This is a genomic window from Agromyces sp. S2-1-8 (genome assembly GCF_021129215.1).
Lineage (GTDB): Bacteria > Actinomycetota > Actinomycetes > Actinomycetales > Microbacteriaceae > Agromyces > Agromyces chromiiresistens.
Window position 1 is genome coordinate 3,759,013 of sequence record NZ_JAJOLP010000001.1, and the last position, 13,034, is coordinate 3,772,046.

Annotated in this window: 14 protein-coding genes; 6 read left to right on the top strand and 8 right to left on the bottom strand. The window is 71.5% G+C overall.

The genetic code is table 11. The annotated features are described in order from the left end of the window. Entirely contained in the window at positions 1-1,071 is a 1,071-nt protein-coding gene (locus LR269_RS17080; RefSeq protein ID WP_231431951.1) for a winged helix DNA-binding domain-containing protein, read from the bottom strand. 101 nt (positions 1,072-1,172) lie between these two features. On the opposite strand from LR269_RS17080, the gene LR269_RS17085 reads away from it, so the two are divergent. Then, positions 1,173-1,658 (top strand): hypothetical protein, encoded by a 486-nt coding sequence (locus LR269_RS17085; protein WP_231431952.1) that lies wholly within the window; start codon positions 1,173-1,175, stop codon positions 1,656-1,658. Positions 1,659-1,669: 11 nt separating this feature from the next. Here LR269_RS17085 and LR269_RS17090 read toward each other — a convergent pair whose 3' ends face one another. Continuing rightward, positions 1,670-2,464 (bottom strand): SDR family oxidoreductase, encoded by a 795-nt coding sequence (locus LR269_RS17090; protein WP_231431953.1) that lies wholly within the window; start codon positions 2,462-2,464, stop codon positions 1,670-1,672. 62 nt (positions 2,465-2,526) lie between these two features. Here LR269_RS17090 and LR269_RS17095 point away from each other — a divergent pair, with 62 nt between their 5' ends. From LR269_RS17095 to LR269_RS17105, 3 genes are all read left to right on the top strand, one after another. After that, positions 2,527-3,117: a TetR/AcrR family transcriptional regulator gene (locus LR269_RS17095; protein ID WP_231431954.1), complete on the top strand. Its 591-nt coding sequence runs from the start codon at positions 2,527-2,529 to the stop codon at positions 3,115-3,117. Between the two features lie 90 nt (positions 3,118-3,207). After that, positions 3,208-5,292, top strand: a complete 2,085-nt coding sequence (locus LR269_RS17100; protein ID WP_231431955.1) for a discoidin domain-containing protein — start codon at positions 3,208-3,210, stop codon at positions 5,290-5,292. 70 nt (positions 5,293-5,362) lie between these two features. After that, a complete protein-coding gene (locus LR269_RS17105; RefSeq protein ID WP_231431956.1) occupies positions 5,363-6,730 on the top strand; it encodes a glycosyltransferase in 1,368 nt (455 codons plus the stop codon). On the opposite strand, the gene LR269_RS17110 is transcribed toward LR269_RS17105, so the two are convergent. The 3 genes from LR269_RS17110 to LR269_RS17120 all read right to left on the bottom strand — a co-directional run bounded on the left by LR269_RS17110 (position 6,705) and on the right by LR269_RS17120 (position 8,684). Beyond that, positions 6,705-7,022, bottom strand: a complete 318-nt coding sequence (locus LR269_RS17110; RefSeq protein ID WP_231431957.1) for a metalloregulator ArsR/SmtB family transcription factor — start codon at positions 7,020-7,022, stop codon at positions 6,705-6,707. The genes LR269_RS17105 and LR269_RS17110 overlap by 26 nt on opposite strands. Then, on the bottom strand, positions 7,019-7,501 hold the full coding sequence (locus tag LR269_RS17115) for an SRPBCC domain-containing protein (protein WP_231431958.1): 483 nt from the start codon (positions 7,499-7,501) through the stop codon (positions 7,019-7,021). The genes LR269_RS17110 and LR269_RS17115 overlap by 4 nt, the downstream gene beginning before the upstream one ends. A 121-nt stretch (positions 7,502-7,622) precedes the next feature. Next, a complete protein-coding gene (locus LR269_RS17120; protein ID WP_231431959.1) occupies positions 7,623-8,684 on the bottom strand; it encodes an NAD(P)-dependent alcohol dehydrogenase in 1,062 nt (353 codons plus the stop codon). A gap of 101 nt (positions 8,685-8,785) precedes the next feature. On the opposite strand from LR269_RS17120, the gene LR269_RS17125 reads away from it, so the two are divergent. Both LR269_RS17125 and LR269_RS17130 read left to right on the top strand, forming a co-directional pair. Beyond that, positions 8,786-9,478, top strand: a complete 693-nt coding sequence (locus LR269_RS17125; RefSeq protein WP_231431960.1) for a TetR/AcrR family transcriptional regulator — start codon at positions 8,786-8,788, stop codon at positions 9,476-9,478. Between the two features lie 80 nt (positions 9,479-9,558). After that, positions 9,559-10,026, top strand: coding sequence for a VOC family protein (locus LR269_RS17130; protein WP_231431961.1), 468 nt, complete (start codon positions 9,559-9,561; stop codon positions 10,024-10,026). 273 nt (positions 10,027-10,299) lie between these two features. Here the strand turns inward: LR269_RS17130 and LR269_RS17135 are convergent, their stop codons facing one another. Genes LR269_RS17135 through LR269_RS17145 form a run of 3 tightly spaced genes read right to left on the bottom strand, consistent with a single transcriptional unit; the run spans position 10,300 to position 13,012 of the window. Next, entirely contained in the window at positions 10,300-11,109 is an 810-nt protein-coding gene (locus LR269_RS17135) for an amino acid ABC transporter ATP-binding protein (protein WP_231431962.1), read from the bottom strand. After that, positions 11,106-12,083, bottom strand: coding sequence for an amino acid ABC transporter permease (locus tag LR269_RS17140; protein WP_231431963.1), 978 nt, complete (start codon positions 12,081-12,083; stop codon positions 11,106-11,108). The genes LR269_RS17135 and LR269_RS17140 overlap by 4 nt, the downstream gene beginning before the upstream one ends. After that, complete coding sequence (locus tag LR269_RS17145) at positions 12,080-13,012, bottom strand: ABC transporter substrate-binding protein (RefSeq protein ID WP_231431964.1); 933 nt, start codon at positions 13,010-13,012, stop codon at positions 12,080-12,082. Before LR269_RS17145 ends, LR269_RS17140 begins: the two co-directional genes overlap by 4 nt. Positions 13,013-13,034: the final 22 nt, after the last annotated feature.

Here is a 13,034-nt window from a genome sequence, read left to right on the forward strand (position 1 = left end):
TCAGGCGGCGTCGAACGTCACGCGGGGTTCGAGCCCGAGGAAGGCGGCGTAGCGCGCGGCAGCGTCGTCGATCGCCTGCCGCTCGCGCGCGTCGAGCGCCCGATGCGGCCGCAGCGCGAAGGTGACCGCCTTCGCAGTGACCGTGCGCTTCATCGCCGCGACGAGCTGGGCGTCGACGAGGGCCATGCCGATCGCCGTCTCGCGCTCGCGCGGCACGACCCCCTCGGAGTCGATGACCCAACGCGAGTCCTGGTAGCCGCGGTACATCTCGTCGAGCACCTGCAGCAGGTGACCGGCCGGTACGAGCGCCCCCGCGGCCGGACCGCCGCGTGCGTGCCAGAAGGTGCGCCCGTCGTGCTCGAACGACTCGAGCCGGTCGGCGGCAGCGGCGATGCCGCGGCGCGCGTCGGTGACGGTGAGCGTCGCCCAGTACGCGAGATCGCGCTCGGTCGCCGGGCCGTGGGACGTGCAGTAGCGCAGCGCGAGTTCGGCGAGCGCCTCGTCGCGATCGAACGGACGCGCGGGCGGCACCCGCTCGCTCATGAGCGCGTACGTGTGCTCGCCGTCGCGCGGCGCACCGCTGCAGACGAGCCCGAGCATCTCGAGCTTGCCGACGACGAGCATGAGCTGCTGCCCCGTGAGCTCGGTTCCGCGTTCGGCGAGCGCGGCGCCGAGGTCGGCCCTGGTGCGATCGGATGCCTCGCCGAGCACCCGCTCGATCGTGTCGGCGATCGCCGTCATGCGATCGGCCACCTGCGTCAGCTGCTGGTCGAACACCGGCAGCACCCGCGGCGCCGTCAGCTCGAGGAGCCAGCGCACGTCGTCGGCGTGCACGTAGTGCCAGGTCGGCCGCAGCACATGGGTGCGGATGACGCGCCCCGACGCGAGCGCATCGGCGAGGTCGGCGGCCTCGGGCGCCGAGGTGCGCGTCGCGACCGCCCACGCCGACTGCGAGGCGTTCTCGGCCTGCAGGGCGAGCAGCGATCGCACGACCTGCTCGGCGTCGTCGCGGGGCGTGGCGAGCGACTGCGATCGCAGCCTCCAGCGGGCGATGTCGCGATCGGTCGTCATCTCTCGAGCGTAGGCCGAGCCGCCGTCATCCCGGCAGGCGGAAACCGTTGCGACCGCAACCGGTGCGCTGCCAACATGGGCTGACCGCAGAACGGAGTCCGATGACCGACGCAGCCGCGCCCGCGAACGCACCGACGTCGCCGCCCGCCCGGAAGTCCGAGCCGCCGAGGTGGGCGATGCTGCTGCTCCGGGTTCGCGGGCTGCTGCTGAGCGGCGCGTTCGCCGCGATCGTCTACGGCGCGCTCACGCACGCGAGCCGCAGCGCCTGCCCGGCGCAGACCGGCGACGTCTCCGCCGCGCAGTGCCAGACGTACACGCTCGGTCCGAGCTGGATCGTGGTCGCCGCGATGGCCGTCGCCTTCTTCGTCGGGCTCGGGGCCGCCGCGCGGCGTCCCGATCCGCTCGCCGCGCTGCGCTCGCTCGACCGCACCCGGGTGGTCATCATCTCGATCGCGCTCGGCTCGATCGTCATCAGCCTGGTGTGGTTCTGGATGCTGCCGGTGCAGCAGGTGCTCGACCAGGGCGGCAGCCTCTGGTTCCCCTTCCCGTTCGGTGCGGTGACGAGCGACTTCACCACGACGGGCTGACGCGCCGATCGTCACCGCGACGACGACAGGACGCGCCCGCTGGCGCCCAGCGCGAGCCTTCGGGGCATGAACCCGACGAGCCTGCTGGTCAGCGCGTTGGCCCGGCCCGAGACGACGCTCGCGGGAGTGCGGCGCCGGTCGAGGCGACGCAGGGCGAGCGAGACGACCTGCTCGGTCGTGCGGAAGCGGCCGACCGCCGCGTTCTCGGTGCCCACGACGTCGAAGAACTCGGTCCGCGTGGCTCCGGGGCTCAGCGCGAGCACGCGCAGGCCGGAGCTCCTCGTCTCGTACGCGAGCGCCTCGGTGAAGCTCAGCACGAAGGCCTTCGACGCTCCGTAGACCGCCATGTTCGGGCACGGCTGGTACGCCGCGGTGCTCGCGATGTTCACGAGCGCACCGCGTCCGTCGCGCACCATGTCGGGCAGGAACTCGCGGGTGATCGACACGAGCGCGGCGACGTTCACCTGGACGAGCTCGGCGATGCGCGAGGCATCCGCCTCGGCGAAGCCGCCCTTCATGCCGAAGCCGGCGTTGTTGACGAGCGTCTGGACGCGGATGCCCCGCCCCTCGAGTTCGGCCCGCAGCGTCGACGCGGCGTCGGGTCGCGCGAGGTCGAGCGCGATCGGCGTCGCCGTCACGCCGTGCTCGTGCTCGATGCGCCGGGCGAGGTCGCGCAGCCGGTCGTCGCGGCGGGCGACCAGTACGACGTCGGCGCCGCGGCGGGCGAGTCGCGTCGCGAACTCGGAGCCGAGGCCCGAGCTCGCGCCGGTGATGAGAGCGGTGGTTCCGGTGAAGTCGGTGGTCATAACCGCAAATGTAGACAGTGCCAGCATTGTTGTCAATGCCTACTTTCGGATAGGGTGCAGGGGTGACCGAACGCGCGTACCACCACGGCAACCTGCGCCAGGAGCTCCTCACCCGCGCTTGGGAGACGATCGACGCCGACGGCCTCGACGCCCTCTCGCTCCGGCAGCTCGCGCGCGACGTCGGCGTCAGCCACGGGGCATCCGCCCGCCATTTCGCCGACCGCACCGCCCTGCTCGACGCGATCGCCGTCACCGGCTTCGAGCGCATGAACACGGCGCTCGAGGCCGCTGTCGCGACCGAGCCGGGCTTCGACGGGCGGCTGCGCGCGGCCGGCCTCGCCTACATCGGCTTCGCGGTCGAGCACCCGGCGATCCTCGACCTCATGTACAAGGCGAAGCACCACGCCGACGCCTCCCCCCGACTGCTCGAGGTCAGCCGCGCGAGCATGGCCGCGGTCGTGGCGCTCATCACCGAGGCACAGGCGAAGGGCGAGATCCGCGAGGGCGACGTGGAGCGCCAGGCGCTGGTCGTCTTCGCCGCGGTGCACGGCGTCGCCGCGCTCGCGACCGACGACCTGCTCGACGGCGTCGCCTGGCAGGACGCAGCCGACGCGACGATCGCGGTCGTGCTCGGGGCATTCACCGCCGCATGAGCCGACCGAGCCCCACGCGAATACTCTGGGACGCTTGACTGGGACGATCGACCCACAATACGCTGCGTGCCATCGAGCAAGGAGGCTCACATGGCGCACCACGTTCACTCGAGATCCGCCGCAACACCGCTCGCCGACCGTCGGCGACGACGCTCCATCCGCTCCATCCTCGGCATCGCCGCGATCGGCGCACTGCTCATCACCATCCCCGTCGCTCCGGCGGAAGCCGCCGAGAACTGGTGGGATGCCCCCGCCCGCCCGGCCGTCGACGTCGAGCTCAACGTCACCGGGGCCCCGATCACCGGCGCACCCGGCGGCGAAGTGCGCGGCTTCATCGACTCGCACACCCACCTCAACTCCAACGAGGGCTTCGGCGGCCGCATGATCTGCGGCGCCCCGTTCTCGCCGAACGGCGTCGCCGACGCCCTGAAGGACTGCCCCGAGCACTACCCCGACGGCAGCGGCGCCCTCTTCGAGAACCTCACGAGCGACCCCGACGGCCACCACGACCCGGTCGGCTGGCCGACGTTCGAGGACTGGCCGAAGACCACCTCGATGAGCCACCAGGCCTCGTACTACGCCTGGATCGAGCGCTCGTGGCGAGCAGGCCAGCGCGTGCTCGTCAACGACCTCGTCACGAACGGCGTGATCTGCTCGCTGCCGATCATGCCGAAGGACCGCTCGTGCGACGAGATGGGCGCGATCCGCCTCGAAGCGCAGAAGGTGCGCGAGATGGAGTCGTACATCGACGGCATCTACGGCGGCCCCGGCAAGGGCTTCTTCCGCATCGTGACGACCCCCGACGAGGCGCGGGAGGTCATCGAGAGCGGCCGGCTCGCCGTCGTCATCGGCGTCGAGATGAGTGAGCCGTTCGGCTGCAAGATGATCCTCGACGTCGCGCAGTGCTCGAAGGCCGACATCGATCGCGGCCTCGACGAGTTCAAGGCGATGGGCGTGTCGAGCATGTTCCTCTGCCACAAGTTCGACAACGCGCTCTGCGGCGTGCGCTTCGACACCGGCACGCAGGGCACGATCATCAACGTCGGACAGTTCTACTCGACCGGCACGTACTGGCAGACCGAAGCCTGCACCGGGCCCGCGCACGACAACCCGATCGGCAACGCCGAGGTGCCCGAGGAGCTGCCCGGCGCCGACCCGCCCACCTACCCGTCGGGGGCGCAGTGCAACACCCGCGGCCTCACCTCGCTCGGCGAGTACGCCCTGCGCGCGGCGATGTCGCGCAGCATGATGATCGAGCTCGATCACATGAGCGTGAAGGCCGCGGGCCGTGCCCTCGACATCCTCGAGGCCGAGGACTACCCCGGCGTGCTCTCGAGCCACAGCTGGATGGACGACACCTGGACCGAGCGCCTCTACCGGCTCGGCGGCTTCAAGACGGGCTACCCGCATGCGGCCGAGGGCTTCCTCGGCGAATGGCGCGCGAGCGCCGCGCTGCGCGAGCAGTACGGCAAGGGCTACGGTTTCGGCCTCGACTTCAACGGCGTCGGCAGCCACCCGGCGGGAGGAACCGCGCCCGTGCCGGTCTCGTACCCGTTCACCGCGGCCGACGGCCGCACCACGGTCGACCGGCAGGTGAGCGGCGAGCGCACGTTCGACATCAACACCGACGGGTTCGCGCACTCGGGCCTCACCCCCGACTACATCGAGCAGCTGCGGCTCGCCGGCGGCGGGCAGGCCCTCGTCGACGACCTCATGTCGGGCGCCGAGTCGTACCTGCAGACCTGGCAGGCGACGCTCGACCACGAGAGCACGCAGAATCTCGCCACCGGCAAGCCGGCGACGGCGAGCTCGAGCGAGTGGAACCCGTTCACGAGCTACGCCCCCGGGCGCGCAGTCGACGGCAAGGGCAGCACCCGCTGGGCGAGCGGCAACTGGGGCGTGAACCCGCAGTGGTTGCGCGTCGACCTCGGCGAGTCGCTGCCGATCAGCCGGGTCACGGTGAACTGGGAGCGTTCGGCCGCGAAGAAGTACGACGTGCAGCTCTCCGACGACGGCCAGAACTGGCGCACGGCGTGGTCGACGACGTCGGGCGACGGCGGACTCGACACGGCCGCCTTCGCACCGACGAGCGCCAGGTACGTGCGCGTGCTGTGCACCGAGCGTACGACCGACTACGGCTACTCGATCTGGGAACTCGGCGTGTTCGGCGGGTGATGCGGGGCCGTGCCGCGGCTCAGCGTCAGCCCGGATGCCTCGGCACGGCCACCCCCGTAGGCTCGCGCCCATGAACGCCCGGGCGCCGGCCACCGCCTCGCACGCGTACCTCGTCGCGCTCGCCGACGGCGGCGGCACCGTTCCGGTCGAGCTCGGGGTCGTGCGCCGACTCGTCGAGCGCGGGCACCGCGTCACCGCGATCGTCGACGCGAGCATGCTCGAGGCGGCCCGCGGCACCGGCGCCGACGTCCGCACCTGGAGCGCCGCGCCCGCCGGCCTGTACCGCGACTGGGCGATCCGCAATCCATTCGAGATGGCGCGCGGCATGGCCGAGCACTACCTCGCCGGCCCGGCGGCCGGCCAGGCCGACGACATCGTCGCGGCCATCGACGCGGCGCGCCCCGACCTCGTCGTCACCACGTTCTTCACGGTCGGCGCGATGATCGGCGCCGAGGCTCGAGGCATCCCGTTCGACGTGCTCATGCCGAACATCTACATCGCGCCCGCTCCGGGGCGCCCGCCGGGCGGTGCCGGCCTGAAGCCGATGGCCGGCCCGCTCGGCGGCCTGCGCGACCGGGTGGCGTCGAGCGGCACGACGCGGCTCCTCGACCGCTACACGCTCGCGGCGCTCAACGACGTGCGTGCGGTCCACGGCCTCGCCCCGATCGGCACCACGTGGGACCAGCTGCACCGCGCGCGACGCGAGCTCGTGCTGACCACGGCCGAGTTCGACTTCGCCGGTGCGTTCGGCCCGAACGTGCGGTTCGTCGGCCCCGTGCTCGATGATCCCGCCTGGGCGGCGGACCCCGAGTGGACGCCGCCGCCCGGTGACGCGCCGCTCGTGCTCGTCGCGATGTCGTCGACCTTCCAGAACCAGGCCGACTGCCTGCAGCGCATCGTCGACGCGCTCGGCGCGCTGCCCGTGCGGGGGCTCGTGACGACGGGGCCCTCGATCGAGCCCGGTGAGCTCCGGGCTCCCGAGAACGTCGTCGTCGAGGCATCCGCCCCGCATGCCGCGGCGATGCACGCCGCGAGCGTCGTCGTGACGCACGGCGGGCACGGCACCGTCATGAAGGCGCTCGCGGCGGGCCGCCCGCTCGTGATCCTGCACCACGGACGAGATCAGGTCGACAACGCCGTACGGGTCACGGAGCGGGGCGCCGGCCTCGCCGTGCCGCGTCGCGCCGCGTCGCCGCGCATCGCGAGGGCGGTCGCCGAGGTGCTGGGCGACGGGCGCGTCCGACTCGCGGCCGAGCGGCTGGGCGCCTCGATCCGGCGGGATGCCTCGAGCGGTGCGCTGCTCGACGAACTCGAGCGAGTCGACCCGGCGGGCGCGGGCACGGTCTCGACCACGCCCGACGGTTCGCCGACCCGGGAATACCCAGGGGCATCTTCGAGAAGCCGGAGAGCCGTCACAGCCCCTCCGCGATCTCCTTGATCGCGGCCAGGCGGCGCTCCCACTCGCGCCCCACCGCGTCGAGGCGTGCCGCCGTGGCGCTGAGCGACGCTCCGAGCACGCGGTAGCGCACCTCGCGCCCGACGCGCACGGGCTCGACCACCCCGACCTCCTGCAGCACGGCGAGGTGCTTCGCGATCGCCTGCCGCGACACCGGCAGGCGCCCGGCGAGGGCCGACGCCGAGGCATCCCCCTCGCCGAGTGCCGCGAGGATGCTCCAGCGCGTCTCGTCGCCGAGCGCCGCGAACACGGGAACCAGCGTCGCAGTGCTCATGCGTCGCCCTCGAGCAGGGCGACGAGCTTGTCGAGTTCGGAGACCCAGCCCTCGGCGTGGTCGGCCATGTTCGCCGCCGGGTCGCTCGTGCGGTCGAACCCGGTCTCGACGACCGTGAGCTCGGTGCCGTCGTCGACCTCGTCGAGGGTGAACGTGAAGACGGTCGTGGTCGTCTCGTCGATCGCGCCGCCCGCACGGCGCACCGCGTCGTCGTTGCCCCAGCGGTACGCCACGCTGCGCGGGGCGTCGATCGCCTCGACGCGGATCGGAATCACGCCGTACCCCTCGAACGTCATCGTTCCGGTCGCGCCGGTACCGGCGCCGTCGAGCACCGTCTGCCCGAACCACCGCGAGATGTGCTCGGGCTCGGTGACCGCGCGCCACACCTTCTCGATCGGTGCGGCGATGCGGATCGTGCGTCGCACCGTGAATGCGCCCTCGTCGACGACGGATGCCTCGTTGCGGGTCTGACTCACCATGGTCGCGCTCCTTCCAGCGGATGCTGCAGTGGATGTCTCGGCGATCGATCGATCACCTGCAACTTCATAGTTGCACAAGGTGGATCGGAGCGCAACCCCACGATTGCATGTCGCCGGCGGTTCAGCCCATGCGCAGCACGACGCTCCCACGCTTGTGCCCGCCGTCGACGTAGCGGTGGGCCTCGACGATCTCGTCGAGCGCGTACGTGCGATCGATGACGGGGCGCAGCGCGCCCGTCTCGGCGAGGGCGACGAGCCGCTCCATGCCGTCGGCGCCCAGCTCGCCGCCGCGATGGTCGACGACGAGCCCGCTCCGGCGCGCCTGCCGACCCGCCCTCAGCATGCCGGCCAGGTCGGTGATCACGAGCAGCAGCGCGCCGCCGGGACGCAGCAGGTGCGCGACGCGGCCGAACGGCGCGTTGCCGACGCATTCGACGATCACGTCGTAGCGTGCCGGCCCGCCCGACGCGGCCCCCGAGTCGACGTCGCCCGCCGCGAAGTCCTCGCGGGTGTGGTCGACGACGCGAGACGCCCCGAGCGAACGCACGAGCTCGGCGTTGCGTCCGCTCGTGACCGCCGTGACCCGGGCCCCGCGCGCCGTCGCGAGCTGCACGACCGCCGAGCCGACCGCGCCGGAGGCGCCGTTCACGAGCACCTCGCTGCCCGGCCCGATCGCGACGCGGTCGAGGTAGCGGAGCGCCGTGTGTCCGCCGAACACGATGGCGACGGCCTCTTCGAACGAGAGGTTCGCGGGCTTGCGGGCGACCTCGCCGTCGGCCGCGATCGTGACGTACTCGGCGTGGCACCCCATGCGCGAGCCGCGCATGACGACGACCTCGTCGCCGACGGCGAATCGCACGACCCCCGCGCCGACCGCCTCGACGACGCCGGCGGCATCCATGCCGAGCACGCGCAGCCGTGGTCGGAAGAGCCCGATCGTCGGCGCCACGACGAGCGCGAGCCCGCGCGGCACCCGGCGGGTGCGCAGGCGGTGGTCGGCGATGCTCACGGTCGACGCCCGTACGCGCACGAGCAGCTCCCCCGGCCCCGGCTCGGGGCGGGGCACGTCGACGACGCGCGCGACCTCGGGCGCGCCGAAGCGGTCGATACGGGCGACCCGCATGGCGCCGCGAGTGGCGGCGGGTGCGTCGGACGTCGATCCCTGGCGTGATGCGGTGGACATGATGCACTCCCTTACGTCGTAAGTCTTACGTCGTAAGATACGCCGCCGCGGAGCCTACGTCCAGACCCTCCAGCCGATTACCTGACGTTGTACGGTGAACTATGGCCAGAACCGCGACGCGCAGCCCGCTCAGCCGTGAGCGCGTGCTGCAGACCGCGCTGCGCCTCGCCGACCGCGACGGCCTCGACGCCCTCACGATGCGGGCCCTCGCCGACGAGCTCGACGTCGAGGCGATGTCGATCTACTACCACCTGCCCAACAAGCACGCGATCCTCGACGGACTCGTCGAGCAGGTGTTCGCCGAGGTCGAGGTCGAGATCGGCGGCTTCGCACCGCCGACCGAGCTGGACGCCGCGGACTGGCCGACCGCGCTCCGCTCGCGGATCCTCGGTGCGAGGCGGGTGCTGCTGCGGCATCCCTGGGCGCCGAACCTCATGAACACGCGCGGTGCCCCGGGCGTGCTCGCCGTGCGGTACGCCGACGGCGTCGTCGGCATCATGCGGGCCGGCGGGCTCTCGCACGACCTCATCCACCACGGACTGCATGCGATCGGCAGCCGCATGTACGGCTACGTGCAGGAGCTCAACGACGACAACTCGGCCGACCCGCCCGGCGACCCCGCCGAGTTCGCCGCGCTGGCCCCGCACCTCGCCGCGATGCTCGCCGACGTCGTGCACGACGACCCCGACTCGACCCTCGGCTGGTGCGACGACCAGACCGAGTTCGAGTTCGGGCTCGACCTGCTGCTCGAGGGCCTCGAACGCCGTCGGGCGGCCGAGGCGTCCACGGCCTAGCCGCCACCCCCGGTATCGCGACCGACCCGACCGGCGTATCGTGGCCGCCGGAAGCAAGGGCCGAACAAGGGGGTTCCGACATGGCCGAGCTCGCACCCATCCAGCCGTGCCTGTGGTTCGACGACCAGGCACGCGAGGCGATGGAGTACTACGTCGGCGTCTTCCCGAACTCGCGCATCACGCGCATCGACGAGTATCCCGACGAGTCGCTCGACGAGCACTTCGCAGGCATGAGCGGCAAGGTGCTGAACGGGCAGTTCACCCTGAACGGGGTCGACTTCGTCTGCCTCGACGGCGGACCGCTGTTCACCTTCAACGAGTCGATCTCGTTCGTCGTCTCGTGCGCCGACCAGGCCGAGATCGACCGCTACTGGGCGGCGCTCTCGCACGTGCCCGAGTCGGAGCAGTGCGGCTGGTGCAAGGACCGGTTCGGCGTGAGCTGGCAGATCATCCCGGCGAACATGGGCGAGCTGACGAAGCGCCCCGAGCAGATCCAGGTGATGATGCGGCAGAAGAAGGTCGTGATCGCCGAGCTCGAGAACGCGTAGCGCGCACTGAGCAGGCGGCGGCCGGATGCCTCGGCGGTCGCTCGGCTCAGCGCCATGCCCGTCGCCGCGATCGTCCGCGCTCATCGCCGTGCTCGCTGCTGGGCCTGCTCGTCGCACTCGGCTGAGCCGACTCCCCCGATCGGTGACCGGCCGGCCGGATGCGCCCGCCGAGGCATCCGGCCAGGGTCGCGCGACGAGCCCGCACGCGATCATGGGCGACCGGCCGCGTTCCCCCTCGCGGTCGGTCGCCCGAGCCCTCCTGGCGGCGCTCCCCTAGCGCACGCTCTCCAGGAAGTCGCGCGTGCGCTGCCGCTGCGGCCGGTCGATCACGTCCTCGGGGCGGCCCGCCTCGACCACGACGCCGCCGTCCATGAACACGACCTGGTCGGCGACGCCCCGCGCGAACCCGATCTCGTGCGTGACGACGATCATCGTCATGCCGTCGTTCGCGAGCTCGCGCATGACGTCCAGCACGTCGCCGACGAGCTCGGGGTCGAGCGCCGAGGTCGGCTCGTCGAACAGCATGAGCTTCGGCCCCATCGCGAGCGCCCGGGCGATCGCGACCCGCTGCTGCTGCCCGCCCGACAGCTGCGCCGGGTAGTGCCCCGCGAAGTCGGCGAGGCCGACCCGGTCGAGCAGCTCGGTCGCCTTCGCGCGGGCCTTCGCCCGAGGCATGCCGGCGATGCCGACCGGTGCCTCGACGATGTTCTCGAGCGCCGTCATGTGCGGGAAGAGGTTGAACCGCTGGAACACCATGCCGATCTCGCGTCGCTGGCGGGCGATCTGCTTCGGCGTCATCTCATGGATGTCGTGCCCGGCCTGGCGGTAGCCGATGAGCTCGCCGTCGACGATGATACGGCCGCCGTCGATCGACTCGAGGTGGTTGATGCAGCGCAGCAGCGTCGACTTGCCCGAGCCCGACGGGCCGAGCAGCACGGTCACGGTGCCCTCGGGCACGGCGAGCGAGACGTCGCGCAGCACTTGGTGGGCGCCGAAGCTCTTGCGCACGCGGCGGATCTCGACGAGGGGGCGGGCGTCCACTGCGGCGTCCTGCGCGGTCCGGGTGGTGGTGATGGTGCTCATACGGCGCTGACCGCCTTCGTCTCCGGCGCGGGCGCGGGGCCGGGCCGGCGCGATGCGAACGCCTGGCGCAGGCGCTGGAACGGCGTCGGCGGCAGGTTGCGGCTCGAGCCGCGTCCGAACCGCCGCTCGAGGTAGTACTGCGGAACCGAGAGGATGCTCGTCATGAGCAGGTACCAGATGCTCGCGACGATGAGCAGCTCCACCTGCTTGAGGTTCTGCGACGAGATCACCGTCGCCTGCGTGTAGATCTCGAGCACGGCGATGACCGAGAGCAGCGAGGTGTTCTTGAGCATCGAGATCGTCTCGTTGCCCATGGGCGGGATGATCACGCGCATCGCCTGCGGCAGCAGCACCCGGCGGAACGTGTAGAGCGGCGACATGCCGAGCGAGTACGCCGCCTCGCGCTGCCCCTCGTCGACCGAGATCATGCCGGCTCGCACGATCTCCGAGGAGTAGGCCGCCTGGTTGAGCGTGAGTGCGAGGATGCCGGCGACCATCGCGGTGATCAGCAGGTTGGTGTCGGCCTGCCAGAACACGATGTCGGTGAACGGGATGCCGATCGAGAGCTTCTCGTAGAGGAGGCCGAGGTAGCCCCACAGCACGATCTGCACGAGCAGCGGGGTACCGCGGAACGCCCACACGTAGAACCACGCGACGCTCGACAGCACGGGGTTCGACGAGAGCCGCATCGCCGCGATGACGACGGCGAGCACCGTCGAGACGACCATCGCGACGAGCGTGATGAGGAGCGTCAGCCAGACGCCGTCGATGATGCGGGGGTCGACGAGGAACTGGCCGATGGCCGCGAAGTCGATGTTCGGGTTCGTGAGCACCGAGTACGCGAACCCGGCGGCGAGCAGCAGCACGACGGCGGCGCTGATCCATCGCCACGGACGACGGAGCGGGATGGCCCGGACGTCGTCGTCGGTGGCCTCTGGTGCGAGCGCGACGCCCCGCGCCTCCACGGCCGTCATCCCTCGCCGCCCTGGTTCACCTCGGCGGCCTCCACGCCGTAGTCGGCGAGGCTGTTGCGCTCGAGCACCTGCTGGTAGGTGCCCTCGTCGATGAGCGCCTGCAGCGCCTGGCGCACGGCCTCGACGAGCTCGGCCTCGTCCTTCAGGATGCCGATGCCGCTGTACACCGGGCTGAAGCCGGCGGGGTTCTCGGGGTCCTGCACGATGTCGAAGGCGTCACCGCCCTCGACGGTGTCGGCGACGTAGCCGGCGACGAGGGCGTCGGCGACGTACGCGTCGCTCTTTCCCGCGCGCAATGCCGTCTGGGCGTCGAGGTCGCTCGGCAGCTCGGTGACGTTGACCGGGTCGCCGTCGCAGTCCATCGACCGCAGGATCTCGCCCTGCGCCGTCGCCTTCTGGATCGACACCGTCATGCCGCACAGGTCCTGCTGGGTGCCGATGCCGTTCGGGTTGCCCTCGGGCACGACGATCGCGAAGCCGCCGTACGTGTAGTCGACGAAGCTCAGCGTCTCCTCGCGCTCGGGGGTGTCGTTCATGCCGCTCATGATGAGGTCGTTCTTGTCGGCCTGCAGCGACGGGATGACCGAGTCGAAGGCCTGCTTGTTGAGCGACACGTCGATGCCGAGCTTCTGGCCGAGGAGGCGCGCCAGTTCGGGGTCGAAGCCGATCTCGCGGTTGTCGTCGCCGTACATCGCCATCGGCGGGTAGGGAATGTCGACGGCGACGTCGATGCGGCCCTTCTCGACGATGTCGTCGGGCAATAGATCGGTCAGCGACTCGTCGACGGTCGTCGAGACCTCGTCGCCGGCCGGCAGGTCGGGGCCGGCTGCGGCCTCAGCCCCGGAGCCGGAGGCTCCCGAGCAGCCGGTGAGGGCGAGGGCGACGGCGACGGCCGTCGCGCCGAGCAGGAGGGTGGTGCGTGCGATCATCGGTGACTTCCTTGTCGTGGTG